The sequence below is a fragment of the Bradyrhizobium sp. 956_D2_N1_4 genome, assembly GCF_052076025.1.
Lineage (GTDB): Bacteria > Pseudomonadota > Alphaproteobacteria > Rhizobiales > Xanthobacteraceae > Bradyrhizobium > Bradyrhizobium barranii.
The window spans coordinates 2,419,198-2,439,361 of sequence record NZ_CP197237.1; the positions used below are offsets into that span (position 1 = coordinate 2,419,198).

Annotated in this window: 16 protein-coding genes; 9 read left to right on the forward strand and 7 right to left on the reverse strand. The window is 65.0% G+C overall.

Annotated features, from left to right (window positions below; all coding sequences use genetic code 11):
- Positions 1-40 precede the first annotated feature (40 nt).
- The 3 genes from AB7535_RS10915 to AB7535_RS10925 all read left to right on the forward strand — a co-directional run bounded on the left by AB7535_RS10915 (position 41) and on the right by AB7535_RS10925 (position 2,567).
- Positions 41-1,159: a helix-turn-helix transcriptional regulator gene (locus AB7535_RS10915; RefSeq protein WP_439036244.1), complete on the forward strand. Its 1,119-nt coding sequence runs from the start codon at positions 41-43 to the stop codon at positions 1,157-1,159.
- Positions 1,160-1,390: 231 nt separating this feature from the next.
- Positions 1,391-1,645 carry a hypothetical protein gene (locus tag AB7535_RS10920; RefSeq protein ID WP_439036245.1) on the forward strand — a complete coding sequence of 85 codons (255 nt, stop codon included), beginning with the start codon at positions 1,391-1,393 and terminating at the stop codon, positions 1,643-1,645.
- A gap of 193 nt (positions 1,646-1,838) precedes the next feature.
- Positions 1,839-2,567, forward strand: a complete 729-nt coding sequence (locus AB7535_RS10925; RefSeq protein ID WP_063983902.1) for a sulfite exporter TauE/SafE family protein — start codon at positions 1,839-1,841, stop codon at positions 2,565-2,567.
- Here AB7535_RS10925 and AB7535_RS10930 read toward each other — a convergent pair.
- Positions 2,564-5,767 (reverse strand): efflux RND transporter permease subunit, encoded by a 3,204-nt coding sequence (locus tag AB7535_RS10930; protein WP_439036246.1) that lies wholly within the window; start codon positions 5,765-5,767, stop codon positions 2,564-2,566. The genes AB7535_RS10925 and AB7535_RS10930 overlap by 4 nt on opposite strands.
- A gap of 135 nt (positions 5,768-5,902) precedes the next feature.
- Positions 5,903-7,147 (reverse strand): efflux RND transporter periplasmic adaptor subunit, encoded by a 1,245-nt coding sequence (locus AB7535_RS10935; protein WP_071915009.1) that lies wholly within the window; start codon positions 7,145-7,147, stop codon positions 5,903-5,905.
- Positions 7,148-7,348: 201 nt separating this feature from the next.
- Between AB7535_RS10935 and AB7535_RS10940 the strand changes: the two genes are divergently transcribed.
- Positions 7,349-7,954 carry a TetR/AcrR family transcriptional regulator gene (locus tag AB7535_RS10940; protein ID WP_135214384.1) on the forward strand — a complete coding sequence of 202 codons (606 nt, stop codon included), beginning with the start codon at positions 7,349-7,351 and terminating at the stop codon, positions 7,952-7,954.
- 16 nt (positions 7,955-7,970) lie between these two features.
- Here AB7535_RS10940 and AB7535_RS10945 read toward each other — a convergent pair whose 3' ends face one another.
- From AB7535_RS10945 to AB7535_RS10960, 4 genes are all read right to left on the reverse strand, one after another.
- The gene (locus AB7535_RS10945) at positions 7,971-9,458 is read right to left on the reverse strand and encodes an amidase (protein ID WP_224580710.1); all 1,488 of its coding nucleotides are present in this window, start codon (positions 9,456-9,458) and stop codon (positions 7,971-7,973) included.
- Between the two features lie 235 nt (positions 9,459-9,693).
- Positions 9,694-11,061, reverse strand: a complete 1,368-nt coding sequence (locus AB7535_RS10950) for an MFS transporter (RefSeq protein WP_071915003.1) — start codon at positions 11,059-11,061, stop codon at positions 9,694-9,696.
- Between the two features lie 76 nt (positions 11,062-11,137).
- Entirely contained in the window at positions 11,138-12,667 is a 1,530-nt protein-coding gene (locus AB7535_RS10955) for an aldehyde dehydrogenase (protein WP_166352433.1), read from the reverse strand.
- Entirely contained in the window at positions 12,664-13,314 is a 651-nt protein-coding gene (locus AB7535_RS10960) for a GntR family transcriptional regulator (protein WP_028146609.1), read from the reverse strand. The genes AB7535_RS10955 and AB7535_RS10960 overlap by 4 nt, the downstream gene beginning before the upstream one ends.
- A gap of 156 nt (positions 13,315-13,470) precedes the next feature.
- Between AB7535_RS10960 and AB7535_RS10965 the strand changes: the two genes are divergently transcribed.
- The 5 genes from AB7535_RS10965 to rnz all read left to right on the forward strand — a co-directional run bounded on the left by AB7535_RS10965 (position 13,471) and on the right by rnz (position 19,240).
- Entirely contained in the window at positions 13,471-14,244 is a 774-nt protein-coding gene (locus AB7535_RS10965; RefSeq protein ID WP_166352435.1) for an alpha/beta fold hydrolase, read from the forward strand.
- A 398-nt stretch (positions 14,245-14,642) separates the two neighbouring features.
- On the forward strand, positions 14,643-15,860 hold the full coding sequence (locus AB7535_RS10970; protein WP_354237913.1) for a multidrug effflux MFS transporter: 1,218 nt from the start codon (positions 14,643-14,645) through the stop codon (positions 15,858-15,860).
- A 15-nt stretch (positions 15,861-15,875) separates the two neighbouring features.
- Positions 15,876-17,273 carry a guanine deaminase gene (gene guaD / locus AB7535_RS10975; protein WP_439036247.1) on the forward strand — a complete coding sequence of 466 codons (1,398 nt, stop codon included), beginning with the start codon at positions 15,876-15,878 and terminating at the stop codon, positions 17,271-17,273.
- Positions 17,274-17,287: 14 nt separating this feature from the next.
- Positions 17,288-18,271 (forward strand): antibiotic biosynthesis monooxygenase, encoded by a 984-nt coding sequence (locus AB7535_RS10980; RefSeq protein ID WP_439036248.1) that lies wholly within the window; start codon positions 17,288-17,290, stop codon positions 18,269-18,271.
- Between the two features lie 66 nt (positions 18,272-18,337).
- Positions 18,338-19,240 (forward strand): ribonuclease Z, encoded by a 903-nt coding sequence (gene rnz / locus AB7535_RS10985; RefSeq protein ID WP_439036249.1) that lies wholly within the window; start codon positions 18,338-18,340, stop codon positions 19,238-19,240.
- Positions 19,241-19,255: 15 nt separating this feature from the next.
- Here rnz and AB7535_RS10990 read toward each other — a convergent pair whose 3' ends face one another.
- Positions 19,256-20,089: an IclR family transcriptional regulator gene (locus AB7535_RS10990; protein ID WP_439036250.1), complete on the reverse strand. Its 834-nt coding sequence runs from the start codon at positions 20,087-20,089 to the stop codon at positions 19,256-19,258.
- Positions 20,090-20,164 lie beyond the last annotated feature (75 nt).

Consider the following 20,164-nt stretch of genomic DNA (forward strand, 5'->3'; position numbering starts at 1 on the left):
CGAACATTTCGCGATCTCCAACTCACCATTGGCTGTTCTGATGTCCCGACCTCCCAAACAGTCCGAGTTGATCGAGAACATATATGACGCGGGTCTCCACCCTGAGTTGTGGAGCGATGTTGTCGTCAAGCTCAATGCGTTCATCGGCAGCCAGGCTTGCGGGCTGATTTCGAAGGATCCGGTCAGCAAGTCCGGCGCGACGCATTATTACTGCGGTGTCGATCCGCACTACATCCAGCTCTATGCCGAGACCTACGCCCAGTACGATCCGCTGGCACGGCTGCCTCGCTATGGCGAGGTTCGTAACATCCCCGATCTCGTGGATTTCGACGAATATCGCCGCGGGCGGTTCTATCAGGAATGGCTGCGGCCCCAGGGTTCCGTCGATGTCGCCAGCGTGGTTCTGGAACAGTCGAAGTCGCCGTGTCCGATGCTGATCACCGTGATCCCCGGCAAGGGGATGCTCGATGCTGAGCAACGGGCGCGGATGCAATTCCTGGTTCCGCATGCGAGCCGGGCGCTGCTGATCAACCGGGCGATCGAGCGGAAGCAGCAGCGGGCGATCGCGCTCGCCGATGTCGTGGATCGGCTGAATGCCGGCGTCATCCTGCTCGATACGGCCTGCAACATCGTCCACAGCAATCCTGCCGCCGACACGTTGCTCGCCGCCGATGATGTCCTGCGCTCTGTCGCGGGCCGGCTGGCGGCGCGATCTTCCGCGGCAAATTCGGCGCTGCGCGATATCTTCCGTGACGCAGGCGAGGTTGCCGTCGCCGCGGCCGCCGGGCGAAAGATTCCGCTGATGTCGCATGACGGCTCCTACTACGTCGCGCACGTCATCGCGCTGCCGTCGTTGTTGCGTGAAGGCGCGGCGGAGCGCACGTCGGCGGTCGGCGCCTTGTTCATCTGGAAGGCGGAACTCGACGGTCGCTCATGCGCCGGCCTCATCGACCGCGCGTTCGAGTTGACCCCTGCGGAGCTGAGGGTCATGCAATCGATCGTCGAGGTCGGCGGTGTGCCGGAGACGGCCGTGGCGCTCGGCATCGCGGAGACGACGGTGAAGACGCATCTGCATCGGGTGTTCGCGAAGACCGGCGTCTCGCGACAGGCGGACCTCGTCAAGCTCGCGGCTGGATTCTCCAATCCGGTTCTGCACTGACGCGCTTTCCGAAGGCGCAAGCGAGTCGCTCCGGCTCGCGATAGGTTCAAACAGCAGCATCATTAGAAAGTTATCGCGGGTCGTTCGATCGAATGACGCGATTCTCCGCGCTCTCTTCTACGAGAATTCACACGTTTTCTTGCTCGACGCGTTCGATCTTCGTGTGAAGCAACTCACAGCAAGCGGAAGTGAACCTCATCAATCTCTCGCGCAAGTTGAGAGGAAATTGTCATGCGAAAGGCGTCACCAGCTCCGGCCGGCAAGTTCCGCGACATCGTCGCGCGCATCGGCGCGGCATTCCGCGCGCAGCGCGAGATCGACGCGAAGCGCGCGTTGCGGCGCTACAGCCATTTGCTGGAGCAGTCGCATGAAACGTCGCGTTTGAATGAAATGATTCCAGTCTGCAATGAGGATACTTTTGAAAATGCCAATAGAGTTGATCCGCGCGAGCGCGCGGCCGGCCGCACCAGGTTCGAACGCGCGTAACGTCAACATTGTCGCCGCCGCGCTGACGGCGGCGCTCGTCACGCTTCAACTGGTCGGGCTGGCAATGCTGGAGCGTTCGCACGCGCAGCCGGTCTCTCGGCCTCTCCTGAATTCGCACGATGCGGAGCTCTGCACCGGGACTGCCGATGTCCCGACGACGCAGACACCCTACGACTGACCCGGAGAATGCATCGTGCCTGATATCACGACCAGCCTTCTCGTGAGCGTCGCCGTGTTCGCCGGCGCCTTCGTCTCGGGGCTCTCGGGCTTCGCGTTCTCGGCCGTGGCGGGCGCTATCCTGCTCCGCGTGTTTCAGCCGCTGGAGGCCGTGCCGCTGATGATGGCGTGCAGCATCGGGGTGCAGGCCACCAATCTGTGGGCGCTTCGGCGCAGCATCCGGTGGGAAGGCAGTCTGCTGCTGATCGTCGGCGGATTGATCGGCGTTCCCATCGCGGTGTCGCTGTTGCAATCCACGGACACGCATCTGCTCCGCCGCGGCTTCGGCATCATCGTGGCGCTCTATGCGGCGTACATGCTGCTGCGGCCGACGCTTGTGACGGCGGGCGAAGCCGTCGGCCGGCCCTGGGTCGCGTTGATCGGGTTCGGGGGAGGGCTGGTCGGCGGCCTGACCGCGATGCCTGGCGCGATCCCCACGATCTGGTGCGACATGCGCGGCATGCCCAAGAGCGAGCAGCGCGGCCTGGTGCAGCCCTTCATCGCCGCGATGCAGGTCTTCGCGATCGCGCTGCTGGTCGGACACCAGGACCTGTCGTCCAAGGTGTTCGTCGACCTCGCGATCAGCCTGCCTGCGCTGTTCGCAGGCTCAGCGCTCGGCGTGATCGCCTTTCACCGGGTCAACGAGACGGTCTTTCGCAAGACCGTGCTCGTTCTGTTGCTGCTCTCGGGGATCTCCCTGATCTAGTGGCCTGCGCCTTCGTGCTTGAGACCCTGGACCGGCGCCGCGCTGGTGTCGCTGCTGTGATGCACCAGCGGCTTGTTGCCGGTGACGGTCCGCAGCAGCACATAGAACACCGGCGTCAGGAACAGGCCGAACACGGTGACGCCGATCATGCCGGAGAACACCGCGACGCCCATCGCGCGCCGCATCTCCGAGCCCGCGCCGGTCGAGAGCACGAGCGGCAAGACGCCCATGATGAACGCCATCGACGTCATCAGGATCGGACGCAGCCGCAAGCGGCTCGCCTCGATCGCGGCCCGGATCGGCGTGCGTCCCGCGAATTCGAGCTCACGCGCGAACTCGACGATCAGGATGGCGTTCTTGGCGGAGAGGCCGACCAGCACGATCAATCCGATCTGGGTGAAGACGTTGTTGTCGCCCTTCGAGATCCAGACCCCGAACATCGCCGCCAACAGGCCCATCGGCACGATCATGATGATCGAGAGCGGCAAGGTCAGGCTCTCGTAGAGCGCCGCCAGCACCAGGAACACCAGCAGGATCGCCAGCGGAAACACCCAGAGACCGGAATTGCCGGCGATGAACTCCTGATAGGTCAGGTCGGTCCATTCGAAGGCAAAGCCGGGCGGCAACGTCTCCGCCGCGATCCGCGTCGCGACCTCCTGTGCCTGGCCCGATGAAAAGCCGGGCGCAGCGGCCGCGTTGATGTCGGACGACAAAAAGCCGTTGTAGCGGATCGCGCGCTCCGGTCCGGCGCTCTGGCGGATCGTCAGCAGCGCCGACAGCGGCACCATGTCGCCGGAGGACGAGCGCACCTTCAACTGCCTGATGTCGTCGGCGCGGGCGCGGAACGGCGCGTCGGCCTGGACATAGACGGAGTAGGTGCGACCAAACTTGTTGAAGTCGTTGACGTAGTAGGAACCGAGGTAGATCTGCAGCGTGTTGAACACCTCCGTCACGGGCACGCCCAACTGAAGCGCCTTGGTGCGGTCGATGTCGGCGAACAGTTGGGGCACGTTGACCTGGAAGCTCGAGAACACGCCGGCAATCTCCGGCGCCTTCTGCATCGCCGCCATGAACGCCTTGGTCGCCTCGTTCAGCGCTTCATAGCCGAGACCGGCACGGTCCTCGATCTGGAGCTTGAAGCCGCCGATGGTGCCGAGGCCGTTGACCGGCGGCGGCGGGAACATGGCGATGAAGGCTTCCTGGATGCCGGAATATTTCTTGTTCAGATCGGCCGCGATCGCGTTCCCGCTCAGGGCCGGACCCTTGCGTTCGTCGAACGGTTTCAGCGTCGAGAACACGATGCCGGCATTGGACGAGTTGGTGAAGCCGGCGATCGACAGACCCGGAAACGCGACCGAGCTCTCGACACCGGGCTGGGTCAGCGCGATGTCGCTCATCTTGCGGATCACCTCTTCGGTCCGATCGAGCGCCGCACCATCGGGCAGTCGTGAGAAGCCGACGAGATATTGCTTGTCCTGACCCGGCACGAAGCCACTCGGCACCTGCTGGAACAGGAGGGCGGTCACGCCGACCAGCACCACATAGAGGCCCATCACCGCGGCCTTGCCCGAGATCACCTTGGTGACGGTGCCGCTGTAGTTCTCCGACGAACGCGTGAAGGCCTTGTTGAAGCCGCGGAAGAACCAGCCGAGGCTCTTTTCCATGATGATCGTCAGCCGGTCCTTCGGCTCGTTGTGACCCCTAAGCAGCAGCGCCGACAGGGCCGGCGAGAGCGTCAGCGAGTTGACGGCGGAGATCACGGTCGAGATCGCGATGGTCAGCGCGAACTGCTTATAGAACTGCCCGGTCAGGCCGGAGATGAAGGCGAGCGGCACGAACACCGCGATCAGCACCATCGCGATCGCGATGATCGGTCCCGACACCTCGCGCATGGCCTGGTAGGTGGCGTCGCGCGGCGACAGTCCGCCCTCGATGTTGCGCTCGACATTCTCGACCACGACGATGGCGTCGTCGACGACGATGCCGATCGCGAGTACGAGGCCGAACAGGCTGAGCGCGTTGATGGAGAAGCCGAACAGATGCATCACCGCGAAGGTGCCGACGATCGACACCGGCACCGCAAGCAGCGGGATGATCGAGGCGCGCCAGGTCTGGAGGAACAGGATCACCACCAGCACCACCAGCGCGATCGCCTCCAGCAGCGTGTGGATGACGGCCTCGATCGAGGAGCGCACGAACTGGGTCGGATCGTAGACGATCTGGTAGGACACGCCCTCCGGCATGTTCTTCTTGATCTCGGCCATGGTGGCGCGGACGTGGTCGGAAATCTCGAGCGCGTTGGAGCCCGGCGCCTGGAAGATCGGGATCGCCACCGCCTGCTTGTTGTCGAGCAGCGAACGCAGGCCGTATTCGGACGCTCCAAGCTCGATGCGGGCGACGTCGCGCAGCCGCACCACTTCGCCGCGGGTGCCGGTCTTGACCACGATGTCGCCGAACTGCTCTTCGTTGGCGAGCCGGCCTTCGGCATTGACGGACATTTGCAGGTCGATACCCCTGACGTTGGGGGAGGAGCCGACCACGCCGGCGGCGGCTTCGACGTTCTGCGCCTGGATCGACTTGACGATGTCGCTTGCGGTCAGACCATGCTCGGCCGCCTTTTGCGGATCGACCCAGACCCGCATCGAATAATCGCCGGCGCCGTAGAGCTGGACGTCGCCGACACCGTCGATGCGCGCCAGCCGGTCCTTGACGTTGAGAACGGCATAGTTGCGCAAATACGTCATGTCGTAGCGGTTGTTCGGCGACAGCAGATGCACGACCATGGTGAGGTCGGGGGACGATTTCTTGGTGATGATGCCGAGCTGGCGCACCACGGCCGGCAGGCGCGGCTCGGCCTGCTGCACGCGGTTCTGCACCAGCTGTGTCGCCTTGTCGGGGTCGGTGCCGAGCCGGAACGTCACCGTCAGCGTCATGGCGCCGTCAGTGGTCGCCTGGCTCGACATGTAGAGCATGCCTTCGACGCCGTTGATCTGCTCCTCGATCGGGGTCGCCACCGTCTCGGCGATCACCTTGGGGTTGGCGCCGGGATAAGTCGCGCGCACCAGCACCGAGGGCGGCACCACGTCCGGATATTCGGAGATCGGCATCGCGAACAGCGAGATCAGGCCTGCGAGGAAGATCAGGACGGATAGCACGCCGGCGAAGATCGGACGGTCGATAAAGAACTTTGAGAGATTCATGGCCTTGCCCCTGCAAGAGAGACAGCTCTCCCGTTACCGGGACGCGGGAAACGCCCGCAAGCCCGGAATCGAGATGCGATGTCTTGGTAGCTCTATGACGTCGTTATTCCGGGCACGCGGTCCGGAATGATGTAACTAGCGTTGCACCACGTCCTGGTTGCTGTGGTTGGAGGCCTGCTGCGGCCCGCGCGCACCCATCGCCGCGACCTCCGTCTTGAGGAGCGCACCGGGACGCACGCGTTGCAGGCCATTGACGATGATGCGATCACCGGGCTTCAGTCCCGCCGTCACGATGCGAAGGCCGTCGACCGAGCCGCCGAGCGTGATCGGCCGGTAGACCGCGCGGCTGTCGTCGCCGACCCCCATCACGAACTTCTTGTCCTGGTCGGTGCCGATCGCGCGCTCGTCGATCATCACCAGCGTCTGCTGCTTCGGCTGGCCCATGCGTACGCGGGCGAACTGGCCGGGGATGAGACGGCCGTCCTCGTTCCGAAACACCGCGCGGACCCGGATGGTGCCGCTCTGGCCGTTGACCTGGTTGTCGATCAGCTGGATATGACCTCTCGCCGAGAGGCCGCCGGATGTCGTCATTTCCACCGGGATCTGGTCGAGATTGCCGCGCTTGCCGGAGGCATCCGCGATCGAGTTCAGCGCGCGCAGCACGACCTCTTCATCCGCATCGAACGAGGCGTAGATCGGATTGACCGACACCAGCGAGGTCAGGACGGGGGAGGCGGTGCCGGCGGCGACGAGATTGCCGACCGTGATCTCGAACTTGCCGACGCGGCCGTCCACGGGCGCGCGCACCTCGGTGTAGTCGAGATTGAGCTTTGCGGTCTGGAGCGTCGCTTCGGCCGCCTTCACATTGGCGATGGCTTCGCGATTGGCGTTGTCGCGCTGGTCGTAGTCACGCCGAGTGACCACGGCATTGCCGACCAGCTGCGCGCCGCGCTCGAGCTCGCTCTGGGTGAACACGACGCGCGCCTTGGCAGCCTCGAGCTGGGCGTTGGCCTTGTCGACCTCTGCTGCGTAAGGCGCCGGATCGATCTTGAACAGCACGTCGCCGGCCTTCACCAGCGCGCCTTCGGTGAAGTTGGTCGCAAGGATCGCACCCGCGACGCGGGGACGAAGCTCGACACGGTTGATGGCCTCGAGCCGGCCGGAGAAATCGTCCCACAGCACGGTCTGCTTCGGTTCGATCAGCGCGACCGTGACAGGGACGGCCTGCTCAGCTGCCGCAGCCGTTGCGGTCGCCTGCGCGGCACGTAAGTAATGGCCGGTCGCGATCGAGCCGGCCACGGCGAGGGCGCCCACGATGGCAACGCCGCCGAGGAGGCGGCGGAAACGGCCGGTGCGGGGGGAGTTTTGCGAGGGATGCATTTGCGCGCTCCAGATATGTAGTGTTCACTACAGATGTGGAGCTGGATGTCGCAGTGCAAGATACTTATGTACCATTCACTAAGAAAATTGTAGCGGCATACCGCAAGAATTGGAAGACGGCAGAGAAAATAAAGCTAGAACAAATAGATAGGATTCGGCGTTAAGCTTCAGGCAGAACGTGAATTCCGAGGAGACAGGCACATGGGCATGGGACGCCCCCGCGAATTCGACGCCGAAACGGCGTTGGACCAGGCGATGGAAGTGTTTTGGCGCCATGGCTATGAGGGCGCCACCATTGCCCAGCTCACCGAGGCCATGGGCATCAATCCGCCGAGCCTTTACGCCTGCTTCGGCAACAAGGAAGGCCTGCTCAAGGCCGCGCTCGACCGTTACACCAAATTGCGTGGCGTCTGGATGAACGAGGTGGTCGCCGCACCGACCGCCCGCGACGTCGCCGAGCGGATGCTGACGGGCATCGCCGACAAGCAGACCGATCCCGCCAACCCGCCCGGCTGCCTGCTCGTGCAGGGCGGCATCGCCTGCGGCAGCGGCTCCGAGAACGTCCCGTTCGAGCTCGCCGCCCGCCGCGCTGAGAACGAAGACCAGCTCCGCGAGCGCTTTGTTCGCGCCAAGGCCGAAGGCGATCTCAAGCCGAGCTCTGATCCCGCCGCGCTCGCGCGCTACGTCTCGGCCGTCTCGGTCGGCATGGGCGTGATGGCGTCCTCAGGCTCCGACCGCGAGGCGCTGCGTCAGGTCGCGAGCGTTGCCGTGCAGGCGGTCGAGGCGCAGTCGGCCGACAGAACGTGACGGCCGCCCGCCGTTGTCAATTTGACGATTGCAGCGCCGGCGGCGCGACGAAGCCACCGAACTCGCGTTCAATCAACCCGGCCAGCGCAATCGTCGTGCGGTCCTCGAGATAAGGCCCGATGATCTGAACCCCGACTGGAAGGCCCGACGGCGTTCGTTCGACCGGGACGGCGGTCGCCGGCAGTCCGCAGGTCGAGGCCGGGTCCGCCCAGATGAAGCACGCATCGGCGTAAGGGTGCAGCTTTCCGTCGATGTCCAGTTGCCGCGCGTCGAACGGTTCGGACTGGTCGTGCGGAAAGGCCGGCACGGCGGCGGCCGGGTAGATCACGGCGTCGAACTCGCGGAAGAACTGCTGCCACCGCTGCTGCAACTGCAAGCGCGCCGCGTCGGTCGCCAGCCATTCGCGATGGATCATGCCCCAGCCGCGGGCGCGCTCGGCCTGCAGGCTGCGGTCGTCGGGCGAGAGTGCCGCGGCAACTCCTTGCGCCTCTGCGAGAGCGGCCGGTGTCAGGCGCGGACTTCGCGCTGCGTTCAACAGCTTCATGTAGAGCCGCGCGGAGTCGGCGAGATCAGGCAGCGAGGTGCTCGCGCGCGCGACCCGCGCGCCAGATTTGTCGAGCCGGTCGGCCAATCGCCCGATGGCTGAACGCACGGCATCACCCGTCGGCATCAGCGGATGGGTATCGATCACGAGGATCCTGAAATCCTTGAGATCGTTGTGCCGCGGGGCAGGTAGCGCAAGGCGATAGCCGATCCCGTCGCGCGTCTCGTCGGGGCCGGCAATCACGTCGAGCGCCAGCGCGAGGTCTGAGGCAGTGCGCGCCATCGGCCCGACGACAGCCAGATCGCCCTGGCCGGGGACGGGTAGTGCAGGCGGCAGGCTGTAGCCGCGCAGCGGCACCAGGCCGAGGCTCGGCTTGTGTCCGAACACACCGCAGAAATGCGCGGGCACCCGGATCGAGCCGCCGATGTCCGAGCCGATCGAAAGCGGACCGAAACCAGCCGCCAGCGCCGCGCCCGATCCGCCCGAGGAGCCACCGGGTGACCGGCCGAGGTCCCACGGGTTGTTCGTCGTCCCGTGGATGTCGTTGTAACTTTGGAAGTCCCGCAAGCCGATCGGGATATTGGTCTTGCCGATGATGATGGCGCCTGCCGCCTTCAACCGCGCGACGACAAGGGCGTCTTCCGCCGGTTGGAAGTCCTTGAAATGCGGGAAGCCCCATGTCGTCGGCAGGCCGGCGACGTTGAACGGTTCCTTGAGGGTCACGGGGATGCCGAGCAGCGGCAGCCGCTCGCCGCGACCAAGCGCGGCATCGGCGGCGCGTGCGGCCTCTCTCGCACGATCGAAATCGCGAACGATGATCGCGTTGATGCGCCCGTCCAGCGCCTCGATGCGCGCGATCGTATGCGCGAGCAAGTCGGACGCGGACACTTTGCGAGCGTGCAGGGCGGTCAGAAGTGTGCTGATCGAGCCGTAGTCCAGCTCAGCGGCATCTGCGGTCATCACGAGCTCCATTGTATCCCGACTGAGACCTTGTAGCCCGGATGGAGCGCAGCGCAATCCAGGAGATATCCCGACGCGGATGCATGACCCGGATTACGCTATCGCTTCATCCGGGCGACGACGCTATCGCATCTGGTCGTCATGCCCGGGCTTGTCCCGGGCATCCACGTTCTCAGTGCGGCGTCGCAAGGCGTGGATGGCCGGGACAAGCCCGGCCATGACGCGGTGGAGAGCCTCAGGAAGCCTCCTTCAGCACCGGCGCGGCAGATTCCTCCGCCTTGAGCTCCTCGAGGCTGCGATGCCGCGGCTCGATGCCCAGCGCCCAGACCGTGATGATCTGCACCACCAGCAGTCCGATCATCAGCGCCATCACGCCGGCCACGCCGCGCGTCTCGAACAGCGACACGACGAGGAACGGTGTGACGATCGTGGCGCCGCGCCCCAGCGTGTTGACGATGCCGGAGGCGCGCAGGCGGACCTCGGTCGGAAACAGCTCGGGGATATAGATGCCGAACAGAAGGGCGACCAGGACGTAGATCGGTACCGTCAGCGCGAAGCCGACAGCCGGCAGCAGGATCGGGTCGGAGATCATCGGGTAGAGGATTCCGAGCGCCACCGTGATCAGGGATGCGCCGATGATGGTCGGCTTGCGGCCCCAGCGGTCGGCGGTCAGCGCGCCGATGGCCGAGCCGACGGGCGCGCCGAGCGCCATCAGCAGCGAATAGCCGAACGAGGTCGCGATCGAGAGGCCCTGCTTGACGAAGAACACGGGCAGCCAGGTCACGAAGCCATAGAGCAGGGTGTTGATGGTGATCAGGCAGACGGCGCCGACGATCATCCGCGACAGCAAGGGCGCGGTGAACAGCGTGCCGAGATCCGCAGATGCCGGGACCGGTGTCGTGGCCGCGGGAGGAGGCAGAGGCTGACCCTGCGCGGCTTCCTTCTCGATGGCTTGCATCAGCGCTTCCGCCTCGGCGGTGCGTCCCACAGCTTCCAGCCAGCGCGGCGATTCCGGCAGCGACTTGCGCATGTACCACACCACGAGCGCGCCGACGCCGCCGAGCACGAACATGGAGCGCCAGCCGAATTGCGGCACCACCACGGACGCGATCAATAGCGCCACGGGCAGACCGGTGACGACGCACACGGTCGTGAAGCCGAGCCATTTGCCACGGGTGCGCGCGGGCACGAATTCCGTCATCGTCGAATAGCCGACGACGTTCTCCGCCCCGAGCCCAACGCCCATCACGAAGCGGCAGGCGATCAGGAAGGCCATGTTCGGTGAGAACGCCGCGGCCAGGGAGGCAACGCCGAAAAGGAGCAAATTGAATTGATAGGTGAAGCGGCGTCCGTAGCGGTCGCCGAGGAAGCCGGTGCCGAATGATCCCAGCATCATGCCGACGAAGGTCGCGGAGATGAAAACCGCGTTCTGGGCGAGGGTTGAAAAGCCTGTCTTCAGCGTGACGCTGAGCACGGTCCCGGCGATATAGATGTCGAAACCGTCGAAAAACATTCCGATGCCGATCAGCAGCATGATGCGGCGGTGGAATGGCCCGATCGGCAGCCGATCCAGACGGCTGCCTGCGTTCACCAATGTCGACATATACGCTCTCCCCTGACTGTTGTTCTGGTCGATGCGGCCCGCCTTCTATGGGCGGTCGGCCGCTCGTCGTTTGTTGCTAGTTCAGGCGCTGTTGGTTGGCTGTGTCCCGATACCAGTCGAACGGCTGCTCGTGGGTCGCGACCATCACGCTCTTGGTGTTGAAGTGGTCGTTGAAGCTCTCGGTGCCGCATTCGCGGCCAATGCCGGAATCATCGACGCCACCCCAGGGCGAGGCCGGGTCGAGACGGTGGTGATCATTGATCCAGACGATGCCGGCCTTGACGGAGGCGGCGACGCGGTGCGCGCGGGCGACGTCACGGGTGCGGATGGCCGCAGCAAGGCCGAACGGCGAGTTGTTGGCAAGCCGCAGCGCATCGGCCTCGTCCTTGAACGGCGTCACCGAGGTGAAGGGACCGAACACTTCCTCCTGGAAGATGCGCATGTCGGATGTGACGTCGGCGAACACGGTCGGCTCGACGAAATAGCCGTTGTCGTGACCCGGCACCTTCGCGGCAACGCCGCCGTTGACCAGACGCGCGCCGTCCTCGTGGCCGTAGCCTACGTAGGTGAGAACGCGGTCGCGCTGCCGAGCGGAGATCACGGGGCCCATTTGGGTGTTCGCATCGAAGGGATCGCCGACGCGGATCGTGCGGGTCTTGGCCTGCAGTTTCTCGACGAATTCGTCGTAGATCGAGGCCTGGACGATGTGGCGCGAGGCGCAGACGCAGGTCTGTCCCGCGCCGATGAAGGCGCCGAATGCGGCGTAGTTGACGGCGCGGTCGACGTCGAAATCGTCGAACACCATCACCGGCGTCTTGCCGCCGAGCTCCATGGTCTGGTGCGCAAAGACTTTTGCGGCCGCGCTGCCGGCGATGCGGCCCGCTTCGGTGCCGCCGGTCAGGACCAGCTTGTTGATGTCGCCGTGCTCGGACAGCATCTTGCCCGCGCTCTGGCCGAGGCCGAGCACGATGTTGAAGACGCCGGGCGGAAGGCCGGCTTCGGTGAAGATCTGCGCGAGCTTCAGCGTCGTCAGCGGCGTGTATTCGGACGGCTTGACCACGGTGACACATCCGGTCGCCAGCACCACGGCCAGCGACTTGCACAGGATCATCAAGGGATGATTGAACGGCGTGCAATTGGCGACGATGCCGATCGGCGTGCGAAGCGTATAGTTCAGATAGGCGCCCTCGACGGGGATGACGGAGTCGCGACGCGCCAGCGCAACACCGGCAAAGTAGCGGAAGAAGTCGGGCAGGCGGGAGAGCTGGGCGCGGGTCTCGTTGACCGGCCGGCCGTTGTTGAGGGTTTCCAGCCGGTACAGGCTGTCGAGATTGGCCTCGAAAGCATCGGCGAGCTTGTTGACCAGTCTGGCACGCGCGCGCGTGTCCATGCCGCCCCAGGCTTTGCCTTCGAACGCCGCGCGGGCGCTCTTCATCGCGCGGTCGATGTCCTCGGCGGTCGAATTGGGGATGCGGGCGATGACGTCGCCGGTCGCGGGATTGCGGACGTCGAGCATCGCGCCGTTGCCGGCTTCGACTTCACGTCCGTCGATGAAATTGCCATGGGTTTCGACGTCGATCGACGCGGGTTTCGATGGAATGTTCATGATGATCTCTCCTCGACGATGACGGCGTTGCGCTTGAGCGCCGGCAGAACGCGTTTTTCGGTGGCCCCGATATGGGCCTTGATGATGCGCGCCGCGGTTCGCGTTTCGCGGCTCTGCATGGCGTCGATCAGGGCGACGTGCTCGGCGACGAGCTTTGCCGGATCGTGACCCTTCAGATTGGACACGCTGACGCGGACCAGCCGGTCGGCCTGGCCGATCAGGTCGCACAGCGCCGTCGCCATGCGGCGATTGCCGGACGCATGAGCTAGCGCGGAATGGAAGCCGCGGTTGTAGGCGATGAAGTCCTCGTGGTTGCCGGAGAAGCGGCGAAATTCATCGAGCGATTTCAGGACGCTGTCGGGAGCGCTCTCGATCGCCTCGGCGACGCAGGCCGGCTCCAGCGCAAGACGGAAGCGCAGGAGGTCGCGGGCGTCCGACAGCGAGATCGGCGTGACCCGGTAGCCCTGGCGCGGCTGCACCGTGACCAGGTGTTCGCGCTGCAGCCTCAAAAGCGCATCCCGAACCGGTTGGCGGCTCACCGAATAGCGTTCGGCCAGATCCTGCTCCCGCATTTCATCGCCCGGAGCGAAGCGGCAGGCTAAAATATCAGATCGGAGAAGATCGTAGATATTTTCGCGCAAAAGCATGATTCTAGGGACCTCGTTGGCTTCAATTTGGCAATCCTGATATTTCACGTCAAGAGCCAAATGCTTGAATTCCCTGACAGTTGATTTATCAATCGGGGGCCTCCACGGCACGCAAACGGGCGTGATCCCGTCGACGAAGTTAAGGAAAGACCGGACATGGACAGGCTTCTTGCCAACGGGACCGTCAACGCCGCGCAATCGGGCGATGGGCCGCCGCTGTTTCTCTTCCACTCGCTGTTGTCGGACCGTGCGAGCTTCGATGCGATCGTGCCCGAGCTTGAGGGATCGTTTCGCACCATCGTGCCGGAGTTGCCGGGGTTCGGCCGTTCACGCGCGGTCGAGGGCGGGCTCGTCGCTGTCGCGGACAGGATGGCGGAGGCCGTGAAGGAGGCTGCGGGCGGTGCGCCGGCGATCGTGCTCGGCAATGGCTATGGCGGCTTCGTCGCCTTGCAGATGGCGATCCGGCACCCGGAGATCGCCAGCAAGCTCGTTCTCGCCGATTGCGGCGCGGCGTTCTCGGAGCCCGGCCGCGAGGCGTTTCGCAACATGGCGAGGGTCTCGCGGGACAAGGGACTCGAGGCGATCACTGACGTTGCGATGCGACGCTTGTTTGCGCCCGAGTTTCAGGAGCGGCATCCCGAACTGATGCGGGATCGTCGTGAAGCTTTTCTGCAGACGGATCCCGATGTGTTTCGCAGCGCATGCGACGCGTTGGCAAACCTCGATCTCCGCGCCGAACTTGCCGCGGTGAAAGTTCCTGCCCTCGTTCTGGTCGGTGAGCACGACGAAGCGACGCCTCCGCCAATGTCGCACGAGCTGGCCGCCGGTTTGCCGCGCGCCGAACTCAAGGTCATTCCAGGCTGCGCGCACGTGCCGCAGCTTCAGTCGCCGCGGCAGTTTCTCGGAGCTCTCAAGGGCTTCCTGCTTTGATCTGCGCCTGGCCGATGCCGATCCTGCGCTCGAAACGGCGATGCCTTCCGAACGGTTAATGGCGTCTGTGCGACGGCGAATTCACAAGCGGGGATGGTGCAGTCCTGCGCCTGTGTTGCCCGACGTGTCAAACGTCCTCGGGGGCCACGCTCCCGCCATGCCGGAGCAAAATTCTTCAATGATTTGTACTGTGCATGGGGTTGTTTTCGCATTTTTTATTGGAGCAGCCCCAGGCAGCGAGGACCAGAGCATCAGCCGCCCGCATTGAAGCGGGCCTCCTAAGAGTTTTTATACACAGTTCTGGCACGCTCCGCGCGTCAATATCCGCAACCTGCATCGTCGCCCCTCATTGCGCGCGCGAAAAGACGGGACCCGCGGGCATCGAGGGGGCGTGAGCCATGACTGCAGTTGCTTCGGACGCTGGTCGCGCGAAGGGCGGGATCGTGCCGATCCTGCTATGCGTGGTGCCGTTCAGCCAGATTCCGCTCGATGCCTATACGCCGGGCCTGCCGCAGATGGTGGTGGATCTCGCAACCGATTCCGCGTCGATGCAGAACACCGTCACCGCCTACATGCTTGGCATGAGTCTGGCGCTGGTGCCTGTCGGCATCGCCTCCGACACGCTCGGCCGCCGTAACGTTCTGCTTGCGGGGCTATCGGTTCTCATCGCGATGAGCATCGCCTGTGCGCTCGCCACCAGCGCATCGCTGCTGCTCGCGCTGCGCTTCCTGCAGGGCGTCGGCGGCTGCACCTGCCTCGTCGTCGCCTATGCGGTTGCGGCCGACTGCTTTCGCGGCCGCGAGCTCACGGCGATCTCCGGACTGCTTGGCGCCGCCTGGGGGCTTGCACCCGTGCTCGCACCGGCGGCCGGCGGCTTCATCGTCGAGCTGACGTCCTGGCGCGGGGTCTTCGTCATCATCGCCATCGCTGCGGCCATCGTCGCTGCGATCGTCGTGTTGCTTCTGCCCGAGACGCTGCCGGCCGAGCGACGTGCGCCGTTCGATCCGCGCCGCACGGCGAGCATTCTCCGCGAAGCGCTCGTCCGTCCGGGTTTCCTGGCCTTCGTGCTGGTGTTCGCCGCCGCGGCCAGCGCGCAACTGGCGTTCGGCGTCGTCGCGCCGTTCTTCTATCAGACCGGCCTCGGCTATTCCGCGGCCATCTACGGTCTCGTCGCGCTCGGTCTTGGCGGCGTGAATCTCGCGGGCGAGCTCGGCTGCGCGCATTTCGCACGCTTCATGCCGGCCCGCGTGATGGGCTTTGGCGCGTTCGCGCTGTTTGTCGCGGGTGCCGCGGTCCTCACCGCGACCGGCATGACGCTTGGTCTCGATTTCATGTCGATCACGATCGGCGGTGCGCTGGTGCTCGGCGGTTGCGGCGTGCTGTGCCCGATGATGTACGGCATGGCGCTCGGCCTGTTCGAGCGCGACCACGGCCTGATCGGCGGCCTCATCAGCGCGCTCTGCTATCTCGCGGTGAGCGGCGCCATGGCGATCGCGGCGGTGTTGCCCGAAGCGACCCAGGCGCCGATCGGCTGGCTCTATCTCGGCCTCTGCGCCGTCGCAGGGACGCTGCTTGCGATCTCGCTGCCTTCGGCGCGCCACGCCACACAGACCTAAGGAAGGAACCCATTCATGACCACCGTCGGTATTCGCGGCACGTTCTTCGACTTCGTCGACGATCCCTGGAAGCACATCGGTAACGAGCAGGCTGCCGCGCGCTTTCACCAGGACGGCCTCATGGTCGTCACGGACGGCGTCATCAAGGCCTTCGGTCCCCATGACAAGATTGCCGCCGCGCATCCGGGCGTCGAGATCACCCATATCAAGGACCGCATCATCGTCCCGGGCTTCATCGACGGCCACATCCATCTGCCGCAGACCCGCGTGCTCGGCGCCTATGGCGAGCAGCTACTGCCGTGGCTCCAGAAATCGATCTACCCCGAGGAGATCAAGTACAAGGATCGCAACTACGCGCGCGACGGCGTGAAGCGTTTTCTCGACGCACTGCTCGCCGCCGGCACCACCACCTGCCAGGCCTTCACCAGCTCCTCGCCGGTCGCGACCGAAGAGCTGTTCGAGGAGGCGGCGCGGCGCAACATGCGCGTGATCGCGGGCCTCACCGGGATCGACCGCAACGCGCCGGCCGAGTTCATCGACACGCCCGAAAACTTCTATCGCGACAGCAAGCGTCTGATCGCGCAGTACCACAACAAGGGCCGCAACCTCTACGCGATCACGCCGCGCTTCGCCTTCGGCGCTTCGCCGGAGCTGCTCAAGGCATGTCAGCGCCTCAAGCACGAGCATCCGGACTGCTGGGTCAACACCCACATCTCCGAGAATCCGGCCGAATGCAGCGGCGTGCTGGTCGAGCATCCGGACTGCCAGGATTATCTCGGTGTCTACGAGAAGTTCGACCTGGTCGGGCCAAAGTTCTCCGGCGGCCACGGTGTCTATCTCTCGAACAACGAGTTCCGCCGCATGTCCAAGAAGGGCGCCGCGGTGGTGTTCTGCCCCTGCTCGAACCTGTTCCTCGGCAGCGGCCTGTTCCGCCTCGGCCGCGCCACCGATCCCGAGCATCGCGTGAAGATGTCGTTCGGCACCGACGTCGGCGGTGGCAACCGCTTCTCGATGATCTCCGTGCTCGACGACGCCTACAAGGTCGGCATGTGCAACAACACAATGCTCGACGGCAGCATCGATCCGGGGCGTAAGGATCTTGCGGAAGCCGAGCGCAACAAGCTCTCGCCCTATCGCGGCTTCTGGTCGGTCACGCTCGGCGGTGCCGAGGGCCTCTATATCGACGACAAGCTCGGCAATTTCGAACCCGGCAAGGAAGCCGATTTCGTCGCGCTCGATCCGAATGGTGGCCAGCTGGCGCAACCCTGGCACCAGTCGCTGATCGCCGACGGTGCTGGTCCGCGCACGGTCGACGACGCCGCGAACATGCTGTTCGCCGTCATGATGGTCGGCGACGATCGCTGCGTCGACGAGACCTGGGTGATGGGCAAGCGTCTCTACAAGCAGAGCTGAAGCGAACGGTCGCGATGAGCGCATCTCCGGATCCAGCGGCCCAGGCGGTCGCCCTCGTCATCCAGCGTCGCATCGCCGACGACGGCTTTGCCGCGTTCGCGCGGTGGAACGGCGAGGTCGGCGAGGCGCTGAAGGCGTGGCCCGGCTTCCTCAGTCAGGAGGTCGTGCCGCCGCAGCCGCCAGCGCATGTGGACTGGGTGACCATCCTGCGTTTCGCGAACCCGGCCGCTGCCCGCGCCTGGCTTCAGAGCGATGTACGGGCGCGGCTGATCGCGGACGTGCAGCGCTTCTTCGTCGGGTCGGAGGACGTCCATATCCTTCCCGTCACCGGCGTTCAGCGCGACAGCGCGGTCTCCGCCGTCATCTCCTTCAAGGTCCCGGATGGACTCGAGGATGCGTTCCTCAAATGGCAACAGCGCATCCAGGCCGCGGAGGCCGAGTTCAGGGGGTTCCTGCGCCACAAGATCGAGCGGCCGATCCCGGGCCTGCACGACGAGTGGATCGTCATCCTGTCGTTCGACAGCGATGCCAACCTCAACGCGTGGCTGGACTCGCCCTTGCGGCAGACGCTGCTTGAGGAAGGCGCGCGCTTCAACGCCGGCATGAACGTGAAGCGGGCAAGCTACGGCTTCAATTTCTGGTTCCCGGCCGGCAAGACGCAGGCTCCGGAGCAAGGGCCTGGCCTGATCTGGAAGAGCAACCTCATCGTCCTGCTGGTGCTCTATCCCGTGGTCTATCTCTGGGGCTATTTCGTCAGCGCGCCGCTGATCGACAGCCACGGCGTGCCGGTCTGGCTGTCGCTGTTCGTCGGCAATCTCGTGAGTACCCAGCTGCTCGGCTGGTTTCTCGTGCCGGCCGCCTTCAGGGCGCTCGACTGGTGGATCAAGCCGAAGGCAGCGCTCGGCCGCCAGATCGCGGGATATGCACTGCTCGCCGCGCTCTATGCGGGCTCGATGGGCCTGTACGCGCTGCTGCTCGCATGGCATTGGGGACGGTGAGGCCATCCACCGTGCGGACCGTTGCGGTGCTGTCGGGGAGAGGTCGGTCTCTGGACGCTGACGACCATGTTCGCCCTGACATTCCTCGGCACCTCGGCAAGCGTTCCCTCAGTGGAGCGCAACCATCCGGCCCTCCTGGTGGAGGCCGCGGGCAAGCGCATCCTGGTTGATTGCGGAGAGGGCACGCAGCGCCAGTTGCTGCGCAGCGGCGCCGGCTTTCGCCGGCTCGACCGCATCCTGCTGACGCACGGGCATCTCGATCACGTGCTCGGCATCCCCGGTCTCTTCTCGACGCTGGGGTTGCGGCAGACCTCCGACGTGATGACCGTTCATGCGGGCCCGGGCACGCTCGACATCGTCGTTCGCATGCTCGCCGGCTTGTGGGGGGCGGGCAGGGCGCCGATCCCTGTGGCGTTCGCACCGCTGACCGAGGGGCAAGTCATCGATGCCGGTGACTTCACAATCGACTGCTTTCCGGTTCGCCACCGCGACACCGACAGCTTTGGCTTCTCTTTCCAAAGTCCCGCGCGCCGCCACCTTCTGCCCGAGCGCCTCGCGTCTCTCAGTGTTCCGGACGGGCCAATGCGCGGAGAGCTGTCCGCCGGACGACCGGTCGTGATCGCCGGCCGAACCATCGATCCGGAGGACGTCCTGGGCCCGCCGGGCGGCGGCAGGAAGCTCGTCGTGGTCGGCGACACTGAAGCCACTGATGGTCTATCCCGACATGTCGCCGACGCCGACATGCTGGTGATCGAGGCGACGTTCCTCGATCGTGACGCCGCGACCGCGCGGGACTACGGCCATCTCACGGCAACCGAAGCCGCTTCGTTTGCCGCCGCCAACAACGTCAAGCAGCTCGTGCTGGTCCACATGTCGGGACGATACGAGGATGAAGAGATCTTGGCGGAGGCGACAAAGGTGTTTCCGAACACGCGGATCGCCGCCGACTTCGATCGCATCGCGATCTAATCGCCGTCACCGCACTCAGATCGTCAATCCGGACTTGATCGCGAGATCCTGGACTTGGGCCGTCGCCTGCATGAGCCGCGGCAGCGCCTGGTCGCGGAAGGCCGCCATGTCCATGCGCATCGCATCGACCGTGACGCTCAGGCCGCCGATCACAAAACCCTGAGCGTCGAAGATCGGCGTTGCCAGCGTGCGCAGGCCATAGGCATTCTCGCCGTCGGAGACCGCATGGCCTTTCTTCTTCACCTGATCGAGCCGGGCGAGCAGTGCATCGAGATCGGTCAGCGTTCGCTCCGACAGCTTTACTCGAGGACGCAACTCGAGCCGCTCGATCTGCTGGTCGCGTGGCAGATGCGCCAGCATGACATGGCCGAGCGCGGCGCTGTAGGCGGGGATGCGCGTGCCCGGCCGGCGGTCCATCTTGTGACGGTCGAGGCCGGCACCGACGCGCGCGAGATAGACCACGTCGCCGCCATCGAGAATGCCGAGCGAGGCCGCATCGCCGACATCAGGGACGAGGTCGCGCAGCAGCGGCTCGACGATCGGCCGCAACGAGCCGCGCGACAGCACGGTGTAGCCGAGGTCGAGACAGGCGACGCCGAGACGGAACCGGCGGCTTTGCGGAATGGCCTGGAGATAGCCGAGCTCGGTCAGTGTCTGAATCAGGCGGAACGCCGTCCCGCGATCGAGATCAGCCCGCGCGGCAATCTCACTCAGGGTCAGCTCGAAGGTTTCGCTGGTGAAACTCTTGAGCACGGCAAAGGCCTTGCCGACGGAGGCGACATAATTCTTGGGATTTTTGGCGCTAGTTTCCGATACGCGCTTCGCGGCCTTCCCTGCAGCCTTGGTCATGCTCGAATGCCCCGCCATGACAGCCATGCCCTTGACGTCGGGCCGAGCTGATTTTACGACTGCACCAGCAAATAA

What these genes read in the sequence shown, in the direction of transcription:
- AB7535_RS10915 (WP_439036244.1), top strand. Translation starts at nt 41, where the DNA reads ATGTCCCGACCTCCCAAACAGTCCGAGTTGATCGAGAACATATATGAC.
- AB7535_RS10920 (WP_439036245.1), top strand. Translation starts at nt 1,391, where the DNA reads ATGCGAAAGGCGTCACCAGCTCCGGCCGGCAAGTTCCGCGACATCGTC.
- AB7535_RS10930 (WP_439036246.1), bottom strand. Translation starts at nt 5,767, where the DNA reads ATGAATCTCTCAAAGTTCTTTATCGACCGTCCGATCTTCGCCGGCGTG.
- AB7535_RS10935 (WP_071915009.1), bottom strand. Translation starts at nt 7,147, where the DNA reads ATGCATCCCTCGCAAAACTCCCCCCGCACCGGCCGTTTCCGCCGCCTC.
- AB7535_RS10940 (WP_135214384.1), top strand. Translation starts at nt 7,349, where the DNA reads ATGGGCATGGGACGCCCCCGCGAATTCGACGCCGAAACGGCGTTGGAC.
- AB7535_RS10945 (WP_224580710.1), bottom strand. Translation starts at nt 9,458, where the DNA reads ATGACCGCAGATGCCGCTGAGCTGGACTACGGCTCGATCAGCACACTT.
- AB7535_RS10950 (WP_071915003.1), bottom strand. Translation starts at nt 11,061, where the DNA reads ATGTCGACATTGGTGAACGCAGGCAGCCGTCTGGATCGGCTGCCGATC.
- AB7535_RS10955 (WP_166352433.1), bottom strand. Translation starts at nt 12,667, where the DNA reads ATGAACATTCCATCGAAACCCGCGTCGATCGACGTCGAAACCCATGGC.
- AB7535_RS10960 (WP_028146609.1), bottom strand. Translation starts at nt 13,314, where the DNA reads ATGCTTTTGCGCGAAAATATCTACGATCTTCTCCGATCTGATATTTTA.
- AB7535_RS10965 (WP_166352435.1), top strand. Translation starts at nt 13,471, where the DNA reads ATGGACAGGCTTCTTGCCAACGGGACCGTCAACGCCGCGCAATCGGGC.
- AB7535_RS10970 (WP_354237913.1), top strand. Translation starts at nt 14,643, where the DNA reads ATGACTGCAGTTGCTTCGGACGCTGGTCGCGCGAAGGGCGGGATCGTG.
- guaD (WP_439036247.1), top strand. Translation starts at nt 15,876, where the DNA reads ATGACCACCGTCGGTATTCGCGGCACGTTCTTCGACTTCGTCGACGAT.
- AB7535_RS10980 (WP_439036248.1), top strand. Translation starts at nt 17,288, where the DNA reads ATGAGCGCATCTCCGGATCCAGCGGCCCAGGCGGTCGCCCTCGTCATC.
- rnz (WP_439036249.1), top strand. Translation starts at nt 18,338, where the DNA reads ATGTTCGCCCTGACATTCCTCGGCACCTCGGCAAGCGTTCCCTCAGTG.
- AB7535_RS10990 (WP_439036250.1), bottom strand. Translation starts at nt 20,089, where the DNA reads ATGACCAAGGCTGCAGGGAAGGCCGCGAAGCGCGTATCGGAAACTAGC.